Annotated in this window: 22 protein-coding genes, 3 tRNA genes and 1 pseudogene; 13 read left to right on the top strand and 13 right to left on the bottom strand. The window is 68.6% G+C overall.

The window, feature by feature from the left end; all coding sequences use genetic code 11:
* Positions 1–195: 195 nt before the first annotated feature.
* From ACMTAK_RS24585 to hrpA, 3 genes are all read right to left on the bottom strand, one after another.
* Entirely contained in the window at positions 196–408 is a 213-nt protein-coding gene (locus ACMTAK_RS24585; protein ID WP_413808217.1) for a DUF6274 family protein, read from the bottom strand.
* Positions 409–517: 109 nt separating this feature from the next.
* Positions 518–592: transfer RNA gene (locus ACMTAK_RS24580), tRNA-Asp, on the bottom strand.
* A 136-nt stretch (positions 593–728) separates the two neighbouring features.
* Positions 729–4,655 carry an ATP-dependent RNA helicase HrpA gene (gene hrpA / locus ACMTAK_RS24575; protein ID WP_413808216.1) on the bottom strand — a complete coding sequence of 1,309 codons (3,927 nt, stop codon included), beginning with the start codon at positions 4,653–4,655 and terminating at the stop codon, positions 729–731.
* Positions 4,656–4,764: 109 nt separating this feature from the next.
* Here hrpA and ACMTAK_RS24570 point away from each other — a divergent pair, with 109 nt between their 5' ends.
* A complete protein-coding gene (locus ACMTAK_RS24570) occupies positions 4,765–5,826 on the top strand; it encodes an ABC transporter permease (protein ID WP_413808215.1) in 1,062 nt (353 codons plus the stop codon).
* A 216-nt stretch (positions 5,827–6,042) separates the two neighbouring features.
* Here the strand turns inward: ACMTAK_RS24570 and ACMTAK_RS24565 are convergent, their stop codons facing one another.
* From ACMTAK_RS24565 to ACMTAK_RS24555, 3 genes are all read right to left on the bottom strand, one after another.
* Complete coding sequence (locus ACMTAK_RS24565; protein WP_413808214.1) at positions 6,043–7,134, bottom strand: DUF1152 domain-containing protein; 1,092 nt, start codon at positions 7,132–7,134, stop codon at positions 6,043–6,045.
* Between the two features lie 81 nt (positions 7,135–7,215).
* Positions 7,216–7,974 (bottom strand): SDR family NAD(P)-dependent oxidoreductase, encoded by a 759-nt coding sequence (locus ACMTAK_RS24560; RefSeq protein ID WP_413808213.1) that lies wholly within the window; start codon positions 7,972–7,974, stop codon positions 7,216–7,218.
* Positions 7,975–8,124: 150 nt separating this feature from the next.
* On the bottom strand, positions 8,125–9,483 hold the full coding sequence (locus ACMTAK_RS24555; protein WP_413808212.1) for an MFS transporter: 1,359 nt from the start codon (positions 9,481–9,483) through the stop codon (positions 8,125–8,127).
* A 286-nt stretch (positions 9,484–9,769) separates the two neighbouring features.
* On the opposite strand from ACMTAK_RS24555, the gene ACMTAK_RS24550 reads away from it, so the two are divergent.
* Positions 9,770–10,354 (top strand): hypothetical protein, encoded by a 585-nt coding sequence (locus ACMTAK_RS24550; RefSeq protein ID WP_413808211.1) that lies wholly within the window; start codon positions 9,770–9,772, stop codon positions 10,352–10,354.
* Positions 10,355–10,461: 107 nt separating this feature from the next.
* Here ACMTAK_RS24550 and ACMTAK_RS24545 read toward each other — a convergent pair whose 3' ends face one another.
* The 5 genes from ACMTAK_RS24545 to ACMTAK_RS24525 form a co-directional block, all read right to left on the bottom strand.
* On the bottom strand, positions 10,462–11,136 hold the full coding sequence (locus tag ACMTAK_RS24545) for a DUF4232 domain-containing protein (protein ID WP_413808210.1): 675 nt from the start codon (positions 11,134–11,136) through the stop codon (positions 10,462–10,464).
* Positions 11,137–12,613: 1,477 nt separating this feature from the next.
* Positions 12,614–13,201, bottom strand: coding sequence for a hypothetical protein (locus ACMTAK_RS24540; protein WP_413808209.1), 588 nt, complete (start codon positions 13,199–13,201; stop codon positions 12,614–12,616).
* An 825-nt stretch (positions 13,202–14,026) separates the two neighbouring features.
* Complete coding sequence (locus tag ACMTAK_RS24535; protein WP_413808208.1) at positions 14,027–14,440, bottom strand: hypothetical protein; 414 nt, start codon at positions 14,438–14,440, stop codon at positions 14,027–14,029.
* Positions 14,434–14,859 carry an ATP-binding protein gene (locus ACMTAK_RS24530; protein ID WP_413808207.1) on the bottom strand — a complete coding sequence of 142 codons (426 nt, stop codon included), beginning with the start codon at positions 14,857–14,859 and terminating at the stop codon, positions 14,434–14,436. Before ACMTAK_RS24530 ends, ACMTAK_RS24535 begins: the two co-directional genes overlap by 7 nt.
* Positions 14,860–14,904: 45 nt before the next feature.
* Complete coding sequence (locus ACMTAK_RS24525) at positions 14,905–15,312, bottom strand: NUDIX hydrolase (RefSeq protein WP_413812974.1); 408 nt, start codon at positions 15,310–15,312, stop codon at positions 14,905–14,907.
* 111 nt (positions 15,313–15,423) lie between these two features.
* Here ACMTAK_RS24525 and ACMTAK_RS24520 point away from each other — a divergent pair, with 111 nt between their 5' ends.
* The 11 genes and pseudogenes from ACMTAK_RS24520 to ACMTAK_RS24470 all read left to right on the top strand — a co-directional run bounded on the left by ACMTAK_RS24520 (position 15,424) and on the right by ACMTAK_RS24470 (position 22,640).
* Complete coding sequence (locus ACMTAK_RS24520) at positions 15,424–16,209, top strand: GntR family transcriptional regulator (RefSeq protein ID WP_382009773.1); 786 nt, start codon at positions 15,424–15,426, stop codon at positions 16,207–16,209.
* Positions 16,210–16,392: 183 nt separating this feature from the next.
* On the top strand, positions 16,393–16,749 hold the full coding sequence (locus tag ACMTAK_RS24515) for an SCO3933 family regulatory protein (RefSeq protein WP_413808206.1): 357 nt from the start codon (positions 16,393–16,395) through the stop codon (positions 16,747–16,749).
* Positions 16,749–18,124 (top strand): annotated as a pseudogene (locus ACMTAK_RS24510) (FtsK/SpoIIIE domain-containing protein). The gene ACMTAK_RS24515 and the pseudogene ACMTAK_RS24510 overlap by 1 nt, the downstream one beginning before the upstream one ends.
* An 81-nt stretch (positions 18,125–18,205) precedes the next feature.
* The gene (locus ACMTAK_RS24505) at positions 18,206–18,415 is read left to right on the top strand and encodes a hypothetical protein (protein WP_413808205.1); all 210 of its coding nucleotides are present in this window, start codon (positions 18,206–18,208) and stop codon (positions 18,413–18,415) included.
* Positions 18,416–18,439: 24 nt separating this feature from the next.
* A complete protein-coding gene (locus ACMTAK_RS24500) occupies positions 18,440–19,066 on the top strand; it encodes a DUF2637 domain-containing protein (RefSeq protein WP_413808204.1) in 627 nt (208 codons plus the stop codon).
* 11 nt (positions 19,067–19,077) lie between these two features.
* On the top strand, positions 19,078–19,263 hold the full coding sequence (locus ACMTAK_RS24495; protein WP_102935105.1) for a mobile element transfer protein: 186 nt from the start codon (positions 19,078–19,080) through the stop codon (positions 19,261–19,263).
* A 13-nt stretch (positions 19,264–19,276) separates the two neighbouring features.
* Positions 19,277–19,471, top strand: coding sequence for a hypothetical protein (locus ACMTAK_RS24490; protein WP_069875105.1), 195 nt, complete (start codon positions 19,277–19,279; stop codon positions 19,469–19,471).
* Positions 19,472–19,495: 24 nt separating this feature from the next.
* Positions 19,496–19,792, top strand: coding sequence for a hypothetical protein (locus tag ACMTAK_RS24485; protein ID WP_413808203.1), 297 nt, complete (start codon positions 19,496–19,498; stop codon positions 19,790–19,792).
* Between the two features lie 166 nt (positions 19,793–19,958).
* Positions 19,959–21,254 carry a replication initiator gene (locus tag ACMTAK_RS24480; RefSeq protein WP_413808202.1) on the top strand — a complete coding sequence of 432 codons (1,296 nt, stop codon included), beginning with the start codon at positions 19,959–19,961 and terminating at the stop codon, positions 21,252–21,254.
* The gene (locus tag ACMTAK_RS24475) at positions 21,247–21,426 is read left to right on the top strand and encodes a helix-turn-helix domain-containing protein (RefSeq protein WP_093463518.1); all 180 of its coding nucleotides are present in this window, start codon (positions 21,247–21,249) and stop codon (positions 21,424–21,426) included. The genes ACMTAK_RS24480 and ACMTAK_RS24475 overlap by 8 nt, the downstream gene beginning before the upstream one ends.
* Positions 21,426–22,640, top strand: a complete 1,215-nt coding sequence (locus ACMTAK_RS24470; RefSeq protein ID WP_413808201.1) for a tyrosine-type recombinase/integrase — start codon at positions 21,426–21,428, stop codon at positions 22,638–22,640. The genes ACMTAK_RS24475 and ACMTAK_RS24470 overlap by 1 nt, the downstream gene beginning before the upstream one ends.
* Before the next feature lie 114 nt (positions 22,641–22,754).
* On the opposite strand, the gene ACMTAK_RS24465 is transcribed toward ACMTAK_RS24470, so the two are convergent.
* A tRNA-Phe gene (locus tag ACMTAK_RS24465) sits at positions 22,755–22,828 on the bottom strand.
* Between the two features lie 4 nt (positions 22,829–22,832).
* Positions 22,833–22,907, bottom strand: a tRNA-Asp gene (locus tag ACMTAK_RS24460).
* Between the last annotated feature and the right edge of the window lie 195 nt (positions 22,908–23,102).

Genomic DNA, 23,102 nt, shown 5'->3' with positions numbered 1-23,102 from the left:
GGGAAGCTCGCGGAGCGCTTTCGGGGGGCTCGCGAGGGTCATGGACAGAGGGTGCAATTGCACATATTAAATTGACCCATGGTGAGCGGGGTGTAAGTTCCCTCACTCCGGAAACTCATTCGGTGACTCCCGTCACACTCCCCAACCCTTGCTCCGTGCCCAGTAGTTGCGCTAAAAGGCAACTGCGGTAAGGGCTTACCGAGTTGGCGGTGGCGAGGCCGCCGTCGCCTCCTCGGGCTTCTCGTGTTCGGCCCTGTCAGCCGCCTCGTCGGCCGCCGAGTGCTCCATTGCCAGCCGCAGCAGGCGATGGCAGATCGGACAGTGCCGGGTGAAGTGGCGGTTGCCCGCGGCGGCCGCCAGATGGGCGCGGAGCAGCGCCCTGGTCTCATGCTTCGCGGACGTCGTCATACGCCGCACCTCCCGCGCACCCCTTTTAGTTTGGGTACCTCTGTGCGTGGTGTGCCGTCAAGACGCGGAAGGCCCGGATCCAGATACGGATCCGGGCCTTCCGGGTAAGCGGTCCTGACGGGATTTGAACCCGCGGCCTCCACCTTGACAGGGTGGCGAGCACTCCAAACTGCTCCACAGGACCAACAGTGACGCTTGCGGCTTCGCCGCCGTGCGCCGCGCCGTGTGCGCTGCGATGCAGACTCTACAGCAGGTCAGGGGGTGCGGTCGAACTCGCGCCCGGCGGGGTCCCGGCGGCCCGCCGGGACCCCGGGACACCCTTACGGAGCCGCCGCGTCGATGGCCTTGACGATGCGCTTGTCGGACACCGGATAGGCCGTGCCGAGGGCGTGCGCGAAGTAGCTGACCCGCAGCTCCTCGATCATCCAGCGGATCTCCAGCGCCTCCTGGGGCACCGGGCGCCCCGGCGGGAACTGCTCCAGCAGCCAGGCGTACTCGTCGCGCATCTCCCGCACCTTCGCCATCCGGGAGCGGTCCCGCTCGGCGTTGCCCGGAAGCTGCTGGAGCCGCCGGTCCACGGCCACCAGATAGCGCATGAGGTCCGGAAGCCGCCGTACGCCGTGGGCGGTCACGAAACCCGGCGTGATGAGCTCCGAGAGCTGCTCCCTGATGTCCGTGAGGGACGTCAGCAGCACCGGGCTGCTGGTGGCCTTCAACCGCCGCTCGCACGACTGCCAGGCCGCCAGCACCTCCTGGACCTTGCGCACGGTGTCCAGCGTGGCGTCCATGATGTCGCTGCGGACGGCGTCGAAGAGCTTGCGGAACGATTCCTCGTCCCAGACCGGGCCGCCACGGGCCGCGATCAGCCGGTCGGCCGCCGCGGCCACGCAGTCGTCGAACAGCGCCTGCACACTGCCGTGCGGGCTGCTGGAGAGGGCCAGCTTGGCCTGGTTGGAGAGCTTGCCCTGGACGAACTTCGCCGGGTTGGACGGCAGCTGGAGCAGGATCAGCCGACGCGTCCCCCGCCACATCGCCTCCCGCTGCTCGGCCTCGGTGTCGAAGAGCCGTACGGCCACCGAGGAGCCCTCGTCGACGAGCGCCGGATACGCCTTGACCGGCTGGCCGCCGCGGCGCGTCTCGAAGGTGCGCGGCAGCGTGCCGACCGTCCACCGGGTCAGCCCGCCGCGCTGCTCGATCCCCACGGCCTCCTTGGAGGACTCGAACGCCTTGGAGATCGCGGCCCGCGTCTTGGGCCGCAGCCGCTGCCGCAGCGCCTCCAAGTCCTTGTCCTCGGCCAGCTTGCGGCGCCGCTCGTCCACCACCCGGAAGGTGATCTTCAGGTGGTCGGGGACCTTTGCCAGGTCCCAGTCCTCCGGCTCGATCGTCACGCCCACCATCCGCTGGAGCTCCCGCCCCAGCGCCGCCGTCAGCGGCTCCTGGAGGGGGACAGCGCTTTCCAGGAAGCGCTTGGCGTAGTTGGGCGCCGGGACGTAGTGCCGGCGGACCGGTTTGGGCAGCGAGCGGATCAGCTCGGTGACCAGATCCTCGCGCAGCCCCGGGATCTGCCAGTCGAAGCCGTCCGGGGTGACCTGGTTGAGCACCTGGAGCGGGATGTGGACGGTCACACCGTCCGCGTCCGCCCCCGGCTCGAACTGATACGTCACCTTGAACTTGAGCTTCCCCTGGCGCCAGGAGTCCGGATAGGCGTCCTTGGTGACGCCCTGCGCCCGCTCGTTGATGAGCATCGACTTCTCGAAGTTGAGAAGCTCCGGCTCCTCGCGCCGCTTGTGCTTCCACCAGGAGTCGAAGTGGGCGCCGGAGACCACATGCTCGGGGATCCGCTGATCGTAGAAGTCGAAGAGCGTCTCGTCGTCCACGAGGATGTCGCGCCGCCGGGCGCGGTGCTCCAGCTCCTCGACCTCGCCCAGCAGCTTGCGGTTGTCGTGGAAGAACTGGTGGTGGGTGCGCCAGTCGCCCTCCACCAGGGCGTTGCGGATGAACAGATCGCGGCTGGTCTCGGGGTCGATCCGGCCGTAGTTGACCTTCCGCTGGGCGACGATCGGCACCCCGTAGAGCGTCACCCGCTCATACGCCATCACCGCGGCCTGCTTCTGCTCCCAGTGCGGTTCGCTGTAGGTGCGCTTGACCAGGTGCTGGGCGAGCGGCTCGATCCACTCCGGCTCGATCCTCGCGTTGACCCGCGCCCACAGCCGGGAGGTCTCCACCAGCTCGGCCGACATCACCCAGCGCGGCGGCTTCTTGAACAGCGCCGAGCCGGGGAAGACCGCGAACTTGGCGCTGCGCGCGCCCACGTACTCGTTCTTCTCGGTGTCTTTGAGCCCGACGTGCGACAGCAGCCCGGCCAGCAGTGACGTATGGACGCGGTCGGGCGCCGCGTCCTGCTCGGACATGTGGATGTCCATGGTCCTGGCGACCGTGCGCAGCTGGCTGTAGATGTCCTGCCATTCGCGTATGCGCAGGTAGTTGAGGTACTCATGGCGGCACATCCGGCGGAAGGCGGAGGAGGACAGCTCCTTCTGCCGCTCCCGGACGTAACGCCACAGATTGAGGAAGGCCAGGAAGTCGCTGGACTCGTCCTTGAAGCGGGCGTGGCTCTGATCCGCCTGCTGCTGCTTGTCCGAGGGGCGCTCCCGCGGGTCCTGGATGGACAGCGCCGCCGCGATCACCATGACCTCGCGGACACAGCCGTTGCGATCCGCCTCCAGCACCATCCGGGCCAGCCGCGGGTCCACCGGCAGCTGGGCCAGCTTCCGGCCGACCTGGGTGAGCCTCTTGCGCGGGTCCTTCTGCTTGCTGTCCAGGGCGTGCAGCTCCTCCAGGAGCTGGACGCCGTCCTTGATGTTGCGGCGGTCCGGCGGGTCGATGAAGGGGAACTTCTCGATGTCGCCGAGGCCGGCGGCGGTCATCTGGAGGATGACGGAGGCGAGGTTGGTCCGCAGGATCTCGGCGTCGGTGAACTCCGGGCGGGTGACGAAGTCGTCCTCGGAGTACAGCCGGATACAGATGCCGTCGCTGGTCCGGCCGCAGCGGCCCTTGCGCTGATTGGCGCTGGCCTGGGAGATCGGCTCGATGGGCAGCCGCTGGACCTTGGTGCGATGGCTGTAGCGGGAGATCCGGGCGGTGCCCGGGTCGATCACATAGCGGATGCCGGGGACGGTCAGCGAGGTCTCGGCCACGTTCGTCGCCAGCACGATCCGGCGGCCGGTGTGTCTCTGGAAGACCCGGTGCTGCTCGGCGTGCGACAGCCGCGCGTACAGCGGGAGCACCTCGGTGACCGGGAGCTTCTTCTTGTTCAGCGCGTCGGCGGTGTCGCGGATCTCCCGCTCGCCGGAGAGGAAGACCAGGATGTCGCCCGGGCCCTCGGCCTGGAGCTCGTCGACCGCGTCGCAGATCGCGGTGATCTGGTCGCGGTCGCTGTCCTCGCCGCCCTCCTCGAGCAGCGGGCGGTAGCGCACCTCGACCGGATATGTACGCCCGCTGACCTCGACGATCGGCGCGTCGCCGAAATGGCGGGAGAAGCGCTCGGGGTCGATGGTGGCGGAGGTGATCACGACCTTGAGGTCGGGGCGGCGGGGCAGCAGCTGGGCCAGATAGCCGAGCAGGAAGTCGATGTTGAGGCTGCGCTCATGGGCCTCGTCGATGATGATCGTGTCGTACTGGCGCAGCTCGCGGTCGGTCTGGATCTCGGCGAGCAGAATGCCGTCGGTCATCAGCTTGACGTGGGTGTCCTGGCCCACCTGGTCGGTGAAGCGGACCTTCCAGCCGACGGACTCGCCGAGCGGCGACCGCATCTCCTCGGCGATGCGCTCGGCCACGGTGCGGGCCGCGATCCGGCGTGGCTGCGTATGGCCGATGAGGCCCTTGACGCCGCGCCCCAGCTCCAGACAGATCTTCGGAATCTGGGTGGTCTTCCCGGAGCCGGTCTCACCCGCGACGATCACCACTTGGTGATCCCGGACGGCCTCGAGGATCGCGTCCTTCTTCTGGCTGACCGGCAGTTCTTCCGGATAGGTGATGGCCGGCACCGCGGCGCGGCGGTCCGCGACCCGCAGCTCGGCACGCGTCATCTCCTCGGCGATCTCGCCGAGCACGGCCGCACGGGCCTCGGGTTTACGGATCCGGCGCGCACCGTCGAGCCGGCGTCCCAGCCGCTGCTGGTCGCGCAGCATCAGCTCGGGCAGCCGCTCCAGCAGGGCGGGCAGGGCGGGGGCAGGCGTGGTGGACATACGGACCCCAGGATCTCACCTCCGGAAAACGGCTGGCGAACCATTTCCGTCCGCGCCGCGTCGTGCGATATGTGCGATACGTACGGGTTCACCGCTTTAGCGTGATCTCATGGCCGATGACCTGGCGCAGCGCCCCGACCCCGAACGCCGATCACCGCGATGGTGGTGGAGGGCCTTCAAGCGGTCCCCCTGCTTCCCCGCGACCGTCATCGTGTTGATCATCTCCGCGGGTGCGGGGCTCTTCGCGGGCTCGTACACCTACGCCTTCGCGAACCCCACCCCCCGGAACGTCCCCACCGCCGTCGTGGTCCCCGATCACGGCGCCGCCCCGCTGAACCGGTTCCTCGCCGGGATGGAGCAGGCCCTGAACGCCTCCCTCCGGCTGCGTCCCTACCCGACCTACGCCGAGGCCCGCTGGTCCCTGGAGGAGCAGCGGGTCTTCGCGGTCCTTCAGGTACGCGGCCGCGGCGTGCGGATGGACGTCGCGAGCGCGGCCGGGGCGACCGTCGCCCAGGTGCTCGGCCAGGCCGCGGGCAAGGTCGGCCGGGTCTCCGGGGTGCCGGTCACGGTCAAGGACGTGAAACCGCTGCAGCCCGGCGATCCGCGCGGCCTCGCGGTCTTCTACATCTCCCTGGCCGCCACGATCATCGGCTTCCTCGGCGCCATCCAGCTCAGCGTGAACGCCTCCGAGCTCAACCCGGCCGAGCGGATCGCCTTCATGATCGCGTACGCCCTGCTCGGCGGGTTCACCATCGCGGTGATCGTCGACCAGGGGCTGGGCGCGCTCCAGCTCCCCTTCCCGGAGTCCTGGGCGATCCTGGCGCTGACGATGTTCACCTCGGGGCTGGTGTTCTCGATGTTCAACGTCCTCTTCGGGCGCTGGGCGCTCATCCCCACCTGGGGTCTGATGGTGCTCCTCGGCAACCCCTCTTCCGGCGGCGCCGTCTCCTGGCCCCTGCTCCCCTCCCTCCTCGGCGCCGTCGGCCGCTGGCTCCCACCGGGCGCCTCGGTCAACGCCCAGCACACCGCGATCTACTTCCGCGCCCACCAGCACGCCTTTCCGTTCCTGGTGCTGGTGGCCTGGTGTCTGCTGTCCGCCGTGGTCTTCTGGACCTGGCGCCACCGCCACCCGGGCGGACGACCGCCTAGGGCGACACCGACGCGGTGCTGAGGGGGGCGGCCGTAAGGGGGCAGGCGATGGGGTGCACGGACACACGAAAAAGTCCCTCCCCCGCGATCAGGGGAGGGACTTTTTTCAAGGAGCGCCGAGCAGGCCTTGCACCTACATCCCTCGTTTGGAGACGAGTATCTTTCCTTAGACGACCGACGCATCAACTCCCGCCCTCCGGGGCGGCGTTGCGAGATCAACTATACCCCATCCGGGGGGTCACAGCCGCCACAGCGGAGCGTCGTACCGCTCGGGCTGGGTCCCGATCAGCAGGGCCCGCAGATCGGCGCGTTGGACCCCGCTCAGCCCGAGGACTTCGGTGAGACGGCGGAACGTGGTGTGGCTGACCCCGCGGGCGCGGGCCTCCTCCGCGAAGCGGGCGACCCCGGCGAGTACGGCCCTGGGCCGGAACGGACCCTCGGGCGCCGCCCCGAACCGCGCGGCCTTCTCCCGTTCGTAGTCGATCTCCGAGTAGCCGCAGATCTCCCGGCAGTGCCGCTCGGCCTCGGCGAGTCCGGTGGTGTCGGCGATGGCTCCGGCCAGCCGGTTCCGGCGAAACGCGGTGTCGAGATCCGCCTCATGGACCACGGCGCCGTCGTCCGTCAGGGGAATGGTCAGCCCCGCGTCCCGTACCTCGCACAGCCCGCGCACTCCCCGCGCCGCGGCCGTGAGCATGCCGGTGGCCTCCGACGGATGCCATTCCATGACGGGGCCGATGGGCGCGACATCGCCGGCGGTCAGCGTATGGAACACCCGCTCCAGCCGTTCGTGCAGCACCTCCACCGGAAGCTCCCCGTCCAGCCCCGGCCCGGCGACCAGCAGCCGGATCTCCGCGTTCACCTGCGCACACGCGGCGAGCGACAGCGCGTCGCCGAGCGGGCTCCGCAGCGTCGGCTCATCGCCGTGCGCGAGGATGTCGCCGCCCACGTCCAGCAGGTCGATCGACGCCGGGGCCAGATGCTCGATCAGCTCCTCCAACTGCCGGACCATACCCTCCACCCCGTGGTGGGGGTCGAGCAGGGCGAAGGTGTGCGGCAGTTCGGCGGCCAGCCGGGGCAGTGTGGACCCGGCGGGCGCCACCGGCTTCGCGTCCCCGGGCACGGCGTACACGCTCGGCGTCAGCGCCAGCAGACCGGTGAAGTCGGCCGCTGCCCGGGGCCCGGGGACGGGGTCGACGAGCAGTCGGTCCCAGGCGTAGGTCAGGACCACCGCCCGGTCATCGCCCGTCCCGCGCCCGTACAGAACCCGGTCGAGCACCGCGGCGGCCACCGCGTCCCCGCCTCCTCCGCCCGCCACGATCAGCCGCGTCATCCGCCCAGCGTACGGCGGGAACGGACAATTCCGTCGTACGAGACGCTGTCGTCGGTGCCGTGCTTGTCAGTGCCGCGGTCGTCAGTGTGCGGTGAGCCCGCCGTCGACCACGAGCTCCGAGCCGGTGACGAACGACGACTCGTCGCTCGCGAGGAACAGCATCGCCGGTGCGATCTCGTCCGCCCGGCCCGCGCGGGCCATCGGCGTCCGTACGATGTCCGGCTGCTGATCGCCCTGCTCGTCCAGGAGGTCCTGGATCATCGGGGTCGCGATCACCCCCGGGTGCAGTGAGTTGATCCGGACGTTGTCGCGGGCGTACTCGACCGCCGCGGTCTTCGACAGCAGCCGGACGGCGCCCTTCGACGCCTGGTACGCGGCCGCCGCACCGCTGCCCACCAGCCCCAGCACCGAGGATGTGTTGATCACCGACCCCCTGCCGCTCGCGCGCAACAGCGGCATGGCCGCCTTCATCCCCAGCCAGGTGCCCTTCTGGTTCACCTCGATGACGCGGTCCCAGGACGCCTCATCGGTGCCCTCGATGCCCGGCCAGTCCAGGATCCCGGCGATGTTGACCAGCACGTCCAGACGGCCGAAGCGCTCCCGTACGGTGGCGATCACATCGCCCCACGCCTCCGCCGAGGCGACGTCCAGCGCGGCCGAGGCCACGTCGCCGCCGCCGCGCTCCTCGATCCGTTCCTCCAGGGCCTTCAGGGGCTCCGGGGCCACATCGGTGAGGAGCAGCCGTGCTCCCTCCTGTGCGAAGAGTTCGGCGGTGGCCGCGCCGATCCCGCCCGTCGCGCCGGTGATCAGCGCGACCTTGCCGTGCAGGCGTCCGGACATGGGTGCTCCGTTCCTCGTCTCGCTCCGCGACCCGGGATTCGACCCGAATCCCGACCCAGTCTGCGCAGGTCAGCGAGGGTCAACCAGGACGCGCGCCGCCTGGGTGCGACACACCCAGGCGGCGATACGGGAACGAGGTCGACGGGTCCGTCAGACGGTCTGGGACTTCGCCTCGGCCCCCTCGGGCTCGTCCGGTTCCTCCGCCTCCTCCCGACCCTTGCGGCGCTTGAGAACGGCCGGGTTGGTCTCGGGAGCGGCCGCCACGGCGAAGACCGTGACCGCGCCCATGATGACCAGGAACAGCGCGATCGGCCAGGAGGCCCCCGACCACGCGAGCAGCGCGGTGGCGATGATGGGGGAGAACCCGCCGACGATCATCGACGCGAGCTCATGCCCCAGGGCGAGCCCGCTGTAGGCCACCCGGCTGGCGAAGAGTTCGGTGAAGAACGCCGGCTGGGTACCGATCATCGCCCCGTGGCCGATGACGACCGCCACGAAGATCGCCACGAAGATCAGCACCGGGTTGCGCGAGTCGAACATCGCGAAGAACGGATAGGCCCAGACGATCACCGCGATCGCGCCCCCGATATACACCGGGCGGCGTCCGATGCGATCGGAGAGCGCCCCGAACACCGGCATCGCGAACGACTCGAACAGCATCCCCACCACGAGCGCGGCCAGCACCACCCCCTTGCCCACCCCGACCTCGGCCGCGTAGGAGAGGCTGAAGGTGAGGAAGAGATAGCTCGCACCGGTTTCGGCGACCCGCGCCCCGAAGGCGATCAGTATCGACTTGGGGTGGGTGCGGATGACGTCGAGTAGCGGCGGACGGGACTTCTCCGGTTCCGACTCGGTCTCCCGGAATGCGGGCGTCTCCATGATCCGGAGCCGGATCAGCAGCCCGACGGCGGTGAGCAGGATGCCGACCACGAACGGAATGCGCCATCCCCAGGCGAGGAAGGACTCCTTGGTGGTCACCGACTGGGTGAGTGCGTAGGCGGAGGCGGAGAGGACGAACCCGAGCCCGACACCGGTCTGGCTCCAGGCCGAGTAGAAGCCGCGGCGGTGGCTCGGCGCGTGTTCGCTGACGATCAGCACCCCACCGCCCCACTCACCGCCGACGGCGATGCCCTGCACGATTCGCAGCGTTATCAGCAGCACCGGCGCCCAGACCCCGATGGTGGCGTACGTGGGCAGCAGGCCGATCAGACAGGTCGCGACGCCCATGATCACCAGAGTGGTCACCAGCATCGACTTACGGCCGATCCGGTCACCGAAGTGCCCGAAGATGATGCCGCCCAGCGGCCGGGAGAGGAACCCCACCGCGTTGGTGCCGAAGGCGGCGATCGTTCCCACCAGCGGATCGAAGGTCGGGAAGAAGAGGGAGTTGAAGACGAGCGCGGCGGCCGTGCCGTAGAGGAAGAAGTCGTACCACTCCAATGCGCTACCGAACAAACTTGCGATCGCCGCCTTGCGGACTTCGCGCTGGGTGTCCTTCACGTCTGCCATGTCGGCTCTCCAATGGCCGCTTCGGATGGGATCAAGACCTGCGGCTCGGGTGTGTTGGGGGATTGTTCGCATCTGGTTCCCATGGCGGGAATGGCGGCGTTCCGCTCACCGGGACAGGACGCGAACCGGCCGCCTTCGGCCGTTCAGGAGAGCTGCACCCGTACGCCTCTCCCACGTCCCACGTTCGTGGGATTTGCATACTTTCATGCCTTACTCTCCGCTTGGCCTGGTCACGCCTTCACGGTGGGGGTCCCGTCCGGGGGCCCGTGACGAAGGGAAGACACACATGCGTGGAAGGCTCGTCATCGCTGCCGCGGCATTGACCATGGCGCTGACGCCAGGCGTCGCGTCGGCGACACAGGACGGCGACGACCAGACGACCGGCTCTTACAGCGCCGAGGCGACCAAGCCCCGAGACTCCGAGGGGCCCGAGTCGCACGGCTCCGAGGCGACCACGTCGGAAAGCTACGAGGGGACCGAGTCCCAGGGCTCCGAGGCGACCGGTTCCGCCGGCTCCGAGGCGACGGCCGCCCAGAGCGACGAGGCGACCGATTCCCAGAGCCACGAGTCGACGGCCTCCCAGAGCTCAGAGGCGACCGCTTCCCACGAAGCCCCCCGCCCCGACGAGGGGGTGCCCGGCTACGAGGTGGTCACCCTGCCCAATGAGAACGTCCCGAACTTCCAGCGGCGCACGGTGTACTGCCCGCCGGGGAAGAAGGTCATCGGCGGCGGTGCCGAGGCCCGGGGCGACACCGCCATCCTCGTCGGCAGCTTCCCCACCAATGACGCACGGGGCTGGATCGGGCTGGGCCGCCAGACCTCCACCGACAACGTGGGCATCAGCGTCTTCGCGATCTGCGCCTACGTCTGATCGTTCATGCGGGACAGGCGCCCCCGTGGGCGTCGCAGACAAGGAAGAAGCCCCCTCCGGATACACCGGGAGGGGGCTGTGCCCTGGTAGGAGCGGCGGTGGCCGGCTTACTCCGGCGCGCTGACCGGGCCGACGAAGGTCCCCGGGCGGGTGGCGCCCGACTGGTCCAGCAGCGCACCGCCGTACGGCCAGTCCAGCGAGAGGTTCGTCTCCTCGTTCGGCGGGGTGATCACGACCTGATCCGGTGCGAACTTCTTGTCGTCGTCGCGGGTCGACGCCAGGAAGGTGATGTCGAAGGTGACCCGACCGCCGGCTTCCACCCGGACCGGCTTCGGCTTGTCGTCCGTGCGCCGCAGGTCCCAGGTCTCGCCGTGCTCGGTCTGGAGCTGGACGCCGGGGAAGCCGACCATGGCGCAGTCGGAGCTACCGGTGTTCTTCAGCACCACCCGGGCGGTCTGCTGCCCGTCGTACTCCATGTCCGGACCGCCCTCGAAGCTCGACCACGCCGCCTCCAGTTGGTCGCTGGTGCAGCGGCTCGCCGACGAGGAGCCGCCCGAGGCGCTGCCCGCCTTGGCGTCGATGTCCTCACCGGAGCCACCGGTCGAGCCCGAGCCACCGCCAGAGCCCCCCGACGTGCCGTTCGCGGTCGCCGAGGGCGAGCCCCCCTTGGCGTCGCTGTCCGATTCGCCGCCTCCGCAGGCCGTGAGCGAGAACGCGGCAGCGGCGATCAGCGAGGCGACGGCGACGGTGCGGGTGCGACGGAGAACGGTCGTGCGCGACATGGGATCCCCCCAGGGATGGTTGACGTGTGGGCCGAGGACGCGGCGCGTTGTCCACGGTGCGTTCCGCGTCCTGGAAACAACCCTGCTCGCCGCCGCTGCCGATCGGCTAACCCACGGCTAACACGCCGCTGTCACGCTCAACACGGTGATCCCGAAGCCCTCCCCTCCCCGGCCAACGAAGAAGCCCCCTCCGGATGCACCGGGAGGGGGCTTTGCCCTGGTAGGGGCTGCGGTGGCTGGGGCCGGGGTCGAACCGGCGACCTTCCGCTTTTCAGGCGGGGTACGGCGACGCCCGGCGCCTGTTTCGCCCGGCCCGGCGGTCCGCTGACGTCCGCCGCTGGCGTCGGCGTACGCGGCCGTTGGCGTCACGACTGGCGTCAGGTGACCTCTTCGCCCGAACGTCGGGCGGGGCGATTGCTGGGGTCTGCTGGGCTGTGCCAGTGGGGGCGCCTGGAGAGGCTGAAGGTCGGTCGCGGTCTTGCTGGTTGCTGCACTCCGCTGCTGTACAGCACTCGCTGACCACCGCCTTACAAGTTCGTCGCCACTGATGTGGCAATCGGTCCGGCCGCACCGCGCTCCAGCCTGCCCGGTGCGCGGACGACTCACGCGATACGGCGATGTGCGCCCCCGTTGCCGTCAACGGCTGCCGTCAGACAACCAGTTCGAGCAGGCCCCTGGCACAGATCACGGAAGCGGCCCAGCCTCGTACTCACACCGGCCCACCGGCGAGCGTCCTGTGCCACGCCCACGTCCCCGACCATCAAAAGCCCACGCCACAGCCCACGACCATGGGATCAGGCAACGGGGCGAGTCACACTATCCCACCACTTCAAGATGCACCCACGTGCTATGTAACCGAACATATGCAGATGCGTCGGAAGATCCTTGGCCGCGAGTAAACTCGACTCACTCTCTTTCGAATTTCACCTCACGGAACTTGCGCATACTCCGGGGCCCTCTTCCGTGGCGACCCTGGGCAGAATTTCTCTGTAAATTTCAGAAATCGATTCGCAGCCTTAATTATGCTTACCGGTTCCTTCGTGACCCCTTTCAGTAAACATTCCCCTCCCGCTTCCTTTATTTTACGAGCGAGGCCCGGCTTTTCCACGGTCGGGACTTCAGTAGGGCTCCCTTATGAAATAGCATCACACGACGCGGGGGCCTCCTTTGCCGAGACCAGCAGGAGACACGACAATTCTGGATCACTTTCAGGTGTCCAGAGTGCATCCCTGAATTGTCTAGCTGCTCGCACCAAAGCAACTGAATCTGCCCGCTCTAGGCGGGATACATCCGCACCTAGCTGTCGCTGCCGCCGCACCCCCGGGGGCCGCTGGTCCGGTATGAGCTCATTGCCCTGGAGCTCACCGGCCCCGAAGTCACCCCGGAGCGGCCGATGGACTACGACGAGCGCGGTGAGAAGGTGCGCAGGCAGCGGCTCGGAGCTCTCCAGGCAGTGCTGCTACACACCCCCTACCGCTTATCTGTGGTGCCTCTTCTTGTTCTTGCCATGCCCGCGGGAATTCGGGTCATGGCCACGGCTGGACGAAGGCCCTCCCGGGCGGTGTGAATTGTCGAAGCCGGGTTGGTGTTCTTGCGCATGCAAGGCGAGCCATGCCTGTTTTTCCATCTGCTGCTGCCTTTCCTCCTCAGTCAATATGTTATCCCTTGTCGTCTCTACGCGCTTTTTTTGGACTTTTTCGTGCGCGCGCATGTTGTGTTCGTGACTGCGAGCCGCCTCCACCGTTTTACCCAAAGACTTGGTGTACAGGGTATGGGCTTCTTGTACGTCCGCCAGTGACGCCAGTCCATCCCGGTAGTCTGCCCCCCATTGCCTGTCGCTCTCGCGGAGGGAATCAGAAATTTGTTTGGCTCCATGGTACTGCTGTCTGCTGGCGCATTCCGCATCATAGACCTGGCGCAACCGGTTATCCCCCAGGTAGTCGAAAGCCTGTCCCATCTCTGTCATTTCCTCAAAGTGCCCCTGCTGCCGCCGTCCGACGCGTTCCATGTCATCTTCTATGCTTTCCAGCTTCTGTTCCAGTTCCCTGGAACTTTTTGATGGCATTTCAGCTCCCCTGATCCGAACAAGGTGTTCACATTGCAGTGAGCTATAACGGTCTCGCAGCGCCTTCGGTTCACCCCGTTGGCGCCTCGTTCTATTTCCGCCCCCTGGGACTGGTAGGACGCCGACCTGACCTGCAACCTCAACGGAGCGCCCGAAGCTCGCGCCAGCGCCGGGGCCGTGCCCCGGATGAGTCCAGGTGAAGAAAGGGATGGCGACAAGTGCGAGACAGACAGGGCGAGATGGGTTCGACGCTCGCGGTACCCGAAGCGTCTACGACACGCTGTCCAGCCAGAGCGATACGGGAACCGACGCGGCGCGACCACGGCGGGCTGAGCCACCGCGCGGCAGCAGCTGCTCCCCACCCGCCACGTCCGGAGCGGTACGTCTGCTCACGCGGCCGCATCCGTGACGGCGGCAGTACGGCGGTCGGCCACATCGGGCCGGGGTCGATGGTCGACATGCCCCCGGCCGGGCGCCCCCTCTCCCCGCTGGCCTCTTTGCGCGCACAACAGCGATGCACGCAGTCGGCCGACGGCTGGCCATGTAAGCCGCTCTGCGTAGCCGCCCTTCGACGGCCGGTCAGTTGCGCACGTGGTCCTGGTCGTGTTGCTGCCTCGGCACATCCGCTGCGGCCGGTGGGACGCACCGAGACGGCTGCTCCGGATGCTGGCTGTGTCTGGTGGGGCGTTGAGTTGGGGTGGCGCGCTGAGTGAGCCGGGGGTGCCGCTGAGCGGGGCGGCAGACAGGAGCGGGTGGCGGCCACGGCCGCCAGCGCGCGCGGCCCGCGCAAGCGGGCCGCCTTGAACCCGTAGAGAAGGTTGTAACTCAGTAGCTGTTGGGCTGGTGTCGGGCGATCTTGTGGGTGGTGGGGCATGTGAACTGTTCGGCGCATGCCGGTAGGCGTTGAGCTTCGCGGTGGGCGAGGGGTAGGAAGGTGACCGGGCGGAGGATCCATTCGATGTGGGTGTTTTGCTGGGTGAGGGCGAAAGTGGCCGCTTTCCCGTTGGTGAGGGCGTCTTCGGCTTCTTTGTAGCCGTAGGTGATCCAATCCCATGCCTTGTGGGCTGTTTTCCGGTCGAGTGCTGAGGCGATGGTTCGCACGGTGATGCGGATCCATCGGGTGGCCTCGTTCGGGCTGTTGGTTTCGATGGAGGCGAGTAGGACCGAGCGGGGTCCTGTGGCTGGTGAACGGGTCCAGCATTCGCACCAGTAGCCGGGGCGTAGCAGGGGCCTCAGCATGTGGTTGCTCCTGTCTCGGGTGCTACGAGTTGGGCGGTGACGGTGCGGCCGTGCTGGCTGCCGGTGATGTCGAGGCGGCGGGCGAGTGCCATGACGATGGTTAATCCGCGGCCGTGGGTGTCGTCCGGGTCGGCCTCCGTGTGGCGGGGTTCTTCGGGGTGGCCTCCCTCGTCGGTGACGGAGATCGCGACGGTGCGGGGTGAGAGCGACAGCGTGAGCTGGAAGGTGCCGTAGGCGGTGCCGCTTGCGGTGTGGGTGAGGGCGTTGCTGCCGAGTTCGCTGACGATCAGCTCGGCGTCGTCGGCGCAGGGGTGGTTGCTGAGGATGTCGCGGGTCCAGCGGCGGGCGCGGGTGACTTCTTCTCGGGATCCTGGGCACATCAGGCCCCAAACTCGCAGAGCACTCATATACTCGTCCATACAAGTTCCTTCATGCTGGTAGGGACTATGGGTCGTGGGTGCGTGCTAGATGAGTCGTACGCCGTCGTGGGCACGGACGGCCGGCGGGGATGTGTTGTCGAGCGCGTCCAGGACGCGGATCGCGTATGCCTCGTCGGCGAGCTCGGTGATCTCGTCGCGGGTGGCCCAGAGCAGGGCGCGGGTTTCCGCTCCGGTGGTCGGTGTGCCGTCGATGGCCTCGCAGCGGAAGACCATGGAGACGATCAGGCCGGTCATGTTCTTATAGATGCCGGTGAGGGTCGCGGGATGCGCGATCTTGATGCCGGTCTCTTCGAGGACTTCCCGTTGCAGGGCGTCGGGGATGGTTTCCTCGCGTTCGAGCACGCCGCCGGGCGGTTCCCACTTACCGTTATCGCGTCGCTTGATCAGCAGCGCACGGCCAGCGTCGTCGACGATGACTCCGGCGACGCTCACGGAGTGCGGGCGCTCAGTGCTCACGTTCCTCGGCCCTCTCGGCTGGCTAGGCTCTCCACCGTAGCAATTCGGGTCAGCCGCTCGTCTAGATACCTAAAGGAGTATGTGCGAATGCCTTCTCTGACCTCTGTTCTGGGTGTATTGGACCCGACGAGCGACCGGGCGGTGTTCCGGCAGATCGCCGATGCGCTGCGGGAAGCGATCGACAAGGGCCGCTTCCGGGAGGGCGACAAGCTGCCGTCGGAGACGGAGCTGGTCGAGCACTTCGGTGTCTCGCGGATGACCGTCCGCAACGCTTTGTCGCTGCTCCAGCAAGAGGGGCTGGCTGTGTCTGAGCATGGCAAGGGGGTCTTCGTGCGGCCCCGGCCGCCTGTGCGGCGGCTGGCCTCGGATCGCTTCGCGCGGCGGCATCGGGATCAGGGGAAGGCGGCCTTCACGGTGGAGGCGGAAGCGGCGGGCAGTCGCCCGGAGGTGGACAGCCTGGAGGTGAAGGAGGAGCGGCCGTCGCAGGATATCTCGGCCCGGCTGGGCTCGCCTCGTAAGGTGCTGGCCCGGCGGCGCCGGTATCTGCTGGATGGGCGGCCGGTGGAGTTCGCCACCTCTTATCTGCCGCTCGACCTGGCGCGGAACACTCCGATCGCGCAGCCCAACCCCGGCCCCGGTGGCATCTACGCCCGGCTGGAGGAGATGGGGCACCGCCTGGACCACTTCGATGAGGAGATCCGGGCCCGGATGCCCTCTCCCGCCGAGGTGCGCACGCTCCAGCTTGCCTCCGGTGTGCCAGTGATCCACTTGGTCCGGACCGCCTACGACAGCGAGGGGCGGGCAGTGGAGGTGTGCGACACCGTGATGGCCGCCGATGCGTACGTCCTCGCCTACCAGCTTCCTGCCAACTGACGCATGACCGGGGCGTGGTGGCCCCGGGCTGCTTCTTCTGACTCGTACACACGAAGATGCATACTCGTATAGATGAGTGGCTAAGTCATGTGGCATGGTGGCCCCCGTTCCCGCTCGTTCGGGTTCGAAGGCTGCAACTCATCTACACAACTAGGTGCATTGTCGTGAGATTAGGAGAAGTAGTTGCGTTCCATTCGAGTTGAGACCTCCGGTGCCACGGTTCTGCTGACCGAGGCGCCGGAGCCGAAGGTGAAGGACCGGCAGACCGGCGAGATCGCCAAGGACGCGCAGAGCGGTGAGACGCTGATGCGGCTCGGCGTCGTCTACATCGACGGCGGGGAGTCCTCGCTGCTTCAGGTCACCGTGCCGGAGAGCGGCGTGACGGAGGGGCTGGCCCTCGGTGCGCCGGTCACGCTGATCGGCCTGATTGCCCGGCCCTGGGACACCGTGTTCAACGGGCAGCAGCGGCACGGCATCGCCTTCCGGGCCGAGGCCATCGCCCCGGCCGCCATATCGGTCGGTGCGGGGGCCCGAACCTGATGGCTGACGTGATGACGCTGATGGAGGTGGGTGGTCCGGTCGCCGCGACGGTCGGCGGGGCCGCCTACCTCCGGGCCCGGCACCCGGCCGCCTACTGGTCCACGGTCGGGATGCCCATCTCGACGGCCCGGCTGCTGGGGTCGTACGGGTCCGTCATGGACGCGTGCGGGCTGACCGTGCCGCCATCGCGGCTGCGGGCCTGGGCGGTCCAGACGCTCACGCATCGGGAGGTGCGGCCGGTGCCTCCGCGTCGGGGGCTGATCCGTCCGTCGTCGACCGGGCTGCGGGTTCGGCTGCGGCTGGCGCCGGGGCAGGAGCCTGCCGACGTGGCGGCCTCGGCAGAACGGCTGCGGCATGCCTGGGGAGTTCACGGCGCGTACGTGGAGGAGGTCAAGCCGGGTGTGGTTGAGCTGCGGCTGATCGGCTTCGATGTGCTGCGGAAGGTGCGGATGCCGCGCAAGACCGGTGGCGGCTTCCTGAAGGTGCCGGTGGCGCTGCGGGAGGACGCGACGCCGTTCGTCCGGGACTACCGGGCCATCCCGCATCAGCTCACCCTGGGCGCCACGCTGTCGGGCAAGTCGATGTTCCTGCGGCATCTGATAGCCGGGCTCGCCCGGCAACGGGTCGCGCTGGTCGGAATCGACTGCAAGCGGGGTGTCGAGCTGGGCCCTTCGCTCCACGGCTGTCGGCGTTGGCTACCGATCCTGCGCAGGCGGCGGAGTTGCTGCCGGTGCTGGTCGGGCTGATGGAGGACCGGTACGACCTGATCAAGGCCCGGCAGGGCATCGCGCCCAGTACCCCGGACGAGGAGATCACCTCTGACATCTGGGGGCTGCCGGAGGATGAGCGGCCGGTGCCGGTGGTGCTGCTCGTGGACGAGGTGGCCGAGCTGTTCCTGGTCGCCACTCGGAAGGACGAGGATCGGCGGGATGAGATGGTCACCCAGCTCATCCGGCTCGCCCAACTCGGCCGCGCGGCAGGCATCTACCTGGAGGTCTGCGGGCAGCGGTTCGGCGCCGAGTTGGGCAAGGGGGCGACGATGCTGCGGGCTCAGCTGACCGGCCGCGTCTGCCACCGCGTGAACGATGAAGCCTCCGCCAAGATGGCGCTCGGCGACATCGCCCCCGAAGCGGTCGGCGCAGCCTGCGCCATCGCCCCCGAACGGCCCGGTCTTGCGGTCGCCGGTGATACGTCCGGCGGCTGGTCCCGTATCCGTACGCCGTATCTGTCGCTGGCTGAGGCGGCCGAAGTGTGCCGCGAGACCGCTCATCTTGTGCCGGACATGCCCGCGCTCGAACCGTTCCGGCCCGACGTGCCGGCCGTTCCGGTGAGCGCTCCGGCGTCCCTGCTCAAGCCGCTTCCGGCTGCCGAGTAATCCACCCCGTCTGACGGTTGGCGCACCGTACCCGCGCCGTGTCCCTACCCCCGCCATGCCTGAAAGCGAAAGGGAGTCCCTGTGTCCCGTCCCACCATCTCCGAGGTCTCCGCGCTCCTGGCCGACCTGGCCGACTTCCGCACATGCGGGGCCGGGAGCCGCGCCGAGCTGATGCACCGCAAAGCGGACCTGTTGGAGCGCATCGCCGCTGCCCAGCCCGATGACGTTGAGGCCGCTGAGGTCGCCGCCGCTGCTCGCGCCCGTGCCGACGAACTCACCGCAGACGGCTGACTGGACCGGAAGGAGTTCCCACCCATGCGCGCTTACCTGGCGCGGGTTGACGCGGTGTTGGTGCAAGCGGTCATCGCTGCCGCGCTGTCCTTCGCCCACCTGCATGACCTGGCCTCGGCGGCCGGACAGGACGGGTGGAAGGCGTGGGCATACCCGGTCTCCGTTGACCTGCTGCTTGTGGCGGCCTGGCGTCGGCTGCGGTCGGGGGCGTCCAAGGCGGCGGGCTGGTGCTGGTTCGTCGTCGCCCTGGCCGCGTCGCTCGGGGCGAACGTCGCCACCGCCGGGCTACTCGACCTCGCCGACGTACCGGACTGGCTGCGGATCCTCGTCGCCGGGTGGCCCGCCGTCGCCTTCCTCGGCGGAACGCTCCTTGCCCACACCGCACCAGCGACCGAAACCGCGTCGGCCTCGGCCGAACCCACTGAAGCCGTCCCGGTCCCGGCGGCACCGAAAACCGCGGGGCCAACCACTACCCCGGAGCCTGCGCCGCAACAGTCCGCGCCGCACGTTCCGGCCGCGCTCGTCACCCACGCGCGCAAGCTCGCCGACGATCACCACGCCCGTACCGGATCGCCCATCGACCCCGAGACCCTGCGCGCCCGTCTCGGCGTTCCCGCGCCGCTGGCTGACGCCATCGCATCCCGCCTCTGAAGGAGTCCACGATGCTCCGCCGCTTCCGCAACGTCATCCGTATCGGCCCGGTCCGGGTCGGCACCGCGAACGATCAGCGGGGCCGGGTGAAGCACACCGCTGTGTGCACCGCTCCCCGTTGCGACTTCTCCGCCGACTACGACACCCGTGCCGCCGCCGAGCTGGCCGCCCGTACGCACCGCTGCCCCGTCCGCTGAAAGGAGATCGCCCGTGACCGTCAGCCTGCCCCTGGTGCTCGTCCTCGGCGCCGTCGCCTGGATCGCGATCAAGTTCATGGGCGTCCGCCTGTGGGTCGCCGTCGTCATCGCGCTGTTCGGCTTCTGGCTCGCTCACACCGGGCTTGCGCCGTCCGTGGAGTCCGGTACGCGCTCCGGCGTCGACTCCGTCAACGACCAACACGACTAGACGAATAGCTGAGAGGAGATCGCCGTGTTCCGTCCGAAGTACCCCGAAGCCCCTACGCCGTCGATCGTCCATGTGCCCAACGCCGTCCCGGCGGCCCAGCACAGTCACGCCCCGGCCTGCTCCTGCCAACACGCCCCCGCGCCCGCTCCAGCTCGCCCGGCCGGGGTCTTGAGCGGGCTCAACGCCGGAACGGTCGGCGCCGTGGTCACGGTCGGCATCGTCCTGACCGCGCTCCTGGCCGCTGTCGCGGTCACCGCCATATCCGTCGCCGTGGCCGCCGTCGTCATGCGCTCGCTGCTGGCCAGCCAGCGCCGCCGCTGATCCCGCTCGAACACGACTGCCGGGGCGGCCTCGATACCGCCAAGCATCCGCCGTCCCGGCAGCCCAACCCCTCCCCGACCCAAGAGCCGAAAGAGGAGACCCCATCATCACCCGCACCACCCCGCCACCGCTGCCCGAACTCCGCAGCCTGGCAGCACTCGGCACCATGCCCGCACTGCTCCGTCAGCTCTCCGGCCTCGGCGGCTGCACCACCCCGATCCGCCTCGACGGCCACCGAACCGAACACCACCTCAACCAGGACACCGGCGAGATCGGCCGCGTCCTCCGACACCTGGACTCCGCCGAGCTGCCCGCCGGGCATCTGCTGGTCCGCTGCAACAACCGCCGCACCACCCGGTGCCCGGCCTGCGCCGAGACCTACCGCCGCGACACCTTCCACCTGATCACCGCCGGACTACGCGGCGGCAAAGGCACGCCTGAGGAGGTAGCCACGCACCCCCGCGTCTTCGCCACCTTCACCGCACCCAGCTTCGGCCCGGTACACAACCGACCCACAGGCCCAGCCGGTGTTCGCCGTCCGTGCCGGTGCGGTGTCCACCACAGCCAGGAGGACGACGCGCTTGGTACGCCACTCGCCCCGGGCACCTACGACTACGAATCCGCGGTGCTCTGGAACGCTCACGCTGGCCTGCTGTGGCGGCGCTTCTCGATCTACCTGCGGCGGGAGGTCGCCAAGCGGGCCGGGCTCACACAACGGGCCTTCCGCGACTACGCCCGGCTGTCCTTTGCCAAGGTCGCCGAGTACCAGAAGCGCGGCGCCGTCCACTTCCACGCGGTCATCCGGCTTGACGGCCCGGAAGGCGGCGACACCCCGCCGCCAGCCTGGGCCACCACCGATCTGCTGACCGACGCCATCCGCGCTGCCGCAGCCAAAGCGGAGGTGAAAGGGCCTGTGATCGACGACCGGACCCACCGCTTCGCCTTCGGTCATCAGCTCGACGTGCGGCCCATTCGTGGGCCCGAGTTGGACGGCGGAACGGAACTGACCGACCGGGCGGTCGCCGCGTACATCGCCAAGTACGCCACCAAGGGTGCCGAGACAGCGACCGGGGCCCTCGATCGGCCGATACGGCTCATCGCCGAAGTCGCCCAGCTCGACATCAGCGAGCACGCCCGCCGCCTCGTCCGTACCGCCTGGGCTCTCGGCGCGCGCAAGGACCTGGAACACCTCCGTCTCCGTGCCTGGGCTCACATGCTCGGCTTCCGAGGCCACTTCTCCACCAAATCCCGCCGCTACTCCACCACCCTCGGCGCACTCCGCGACGCCCGCGCGGCCTGGCGACGTGCCCAAGCCGCAGCCGTCGACTCCAGCCCGGCCGAGACCACGCTGGTCCTCGCCAACTGGGCCTACGTCGGTAACGGCCTCACCCCCGCCGAGGAATGGCTGGCCGCCACCGTCACCCCCGCCCCCGGAACGGAAGGAGAACCAACCCATGGCTGACGAACTGCTCACCGTGCCGGAGGTGATGGCCCGGCTCAAGATCGGCCGTTCCACGGTCTACGACCTGATCCGGTCCCGGCGCCTGCCCTCCATCACCATCGGCCGTGCCCGGCGCGTCCCGGCCGCCGCACTCCGCGACTTCATCGACCACCAGATTGCCGAGGCCGCCTGATGCCATCGCAGCGCAAGCGCAACCCCAACGGGGCCGGAACGATCAGCAAGCGTAAGGACGGCCGGTACCACGGTCGGGCGTACGTGATCACGGCGTCCGGCATACGCAAGCGCAAGTCCGTGTACGGCGAGACGTGGGAGGAGGTGCACCGCAAGCTGATCGATCTCCAGTCCCAAAATCAGAAGGGGGTGCCCCTGCCCGATACCGATTCGACCCTCGGTGAGTATCTGGCCTACTGGCTGGCCGAAGAAGTCGCCCCCAGCCGACGACCCAAGACGTACCAGGGCTACGAAAGCGTCGTGCGCGTCCACCTGGTCCCCGGCCTGGGTGGCAAGAAGCTCCGCGACCTACGCGCCCAAGAGGTCCGGGTCTGGCTCAACCGGGTGCGCGAAGAGTGCCAGTGCTGCAAGAACGGCTGGGACAAGGAACGGGCAAAGCCGCAGTGCTGCGCCGCTCGCCGCTGCTGTGAGCGCAAGCTGTCGGCCCGCATGGTCCAGTCGATTCACGCCGTGCTGCGGAACGCCCTGGAGCACGCCGTACGCGAGGAGCTGATCATGCGGAACGTCGCCAAGCTCGTGAAGACCCCGGCGCCCTCCTACCGGACCGGCAAGGGGCTCTCACCGGCTCAGGCCAAGCTGGTGCTCAAGGAGCTCCGGGATCATCGCCTGCACGCTCTCTACGTCCTGGCGCTGCTTCTCGGCATGCGGCGCGGTGAGCTGCTGGGCCTGCGCTGGTCGGCGGTGGACCTGGAGCGGGGCACCCTCACCGTGCTGACCAACCTCCAGCGCGTCGGGGGAGAGCTGCGGCTTGTCCTCCCCAAGACGCGGTCTTCCGAGCGCACCATCCCTCTCCCGCCCCTCGCCGTCTCCGCGCTCCGTGCCCACCAGGAGCGTCAGGCGCAGGAGCGGGCGGCGGCCGGCATAACCTGGCGGGAACACGGGCTGGTCTTCCCGTCCCGGATCGGGACGCCGTACGAGCCGGACAACCTGCGCCGGAGCTGGGACCCGGTGCGGAAGCGGCTCGGCCTGGATCTGCGTTTTCATGATCTCCGCCACACCTGCATCACGCTGCTGCTGGATCTTGGCGTCCCTGTGCACGTCGTCCAGCAGATCGCCGGGCACAGCGATCACGGGGTGACCATGCAGGTCTACGCCCATGCCTCGCTCGATGAGCAGCGGAAGGCGCTCGGCCGCCTGGAGGACCGGCTGGCGTAGATCCGGTGATCCGGTGATCCGGCGCCGTTGGTGTCAGCCGTAGGCGTCACAGGCAACGAAGAAGCCCCCTGCCGGGCGGACCGGGAGGGGGCTTTGCCCTGGTGAGGGCTGCGGTGGCTGGGGCCGGGGTCGAACCGGCGACCTTCCGCTTTTCAGGCGGACGCTCGTACCAACTGAGCTACCCAGCCGCAGCGGTCCTGACGGGATTTGAACCCGCGGCCTCCACCTTGACAGGGTGGCGAGCACTCCAAACTGCTCCACAGGACCTTGCGTGTACGAGCACGAGTCTCGCACATGTGGGGTGCGCTCCCAACGGAATTTCCCGCCGTGGATTCGCACTCCTTGCGATCTTTTCGAACCGGGGCCTTGATTTCTCTCCGCCGCGTCGTTGTCGCTGGATCAGCGTATCAGAACTCCGGCCGTGTTCTGACCGCTCACCGGGCGGGCCGGGCCTCGGTCGGT

Source organism: Streptomyces lacaronensis (assembly GCF_047337785.1).
Lineage (GTDB): Bacteria > Actinomycetota > Actinomycetes > Streptomycetales > Streptomycetaceae > Streptomyces > Streptomyces lycopersici.
The sequence above is the reverse complement of the archived record's forward strand: the minus strand, read 5'-3'. Positions and strand labels throughout refer to the sequence as shown.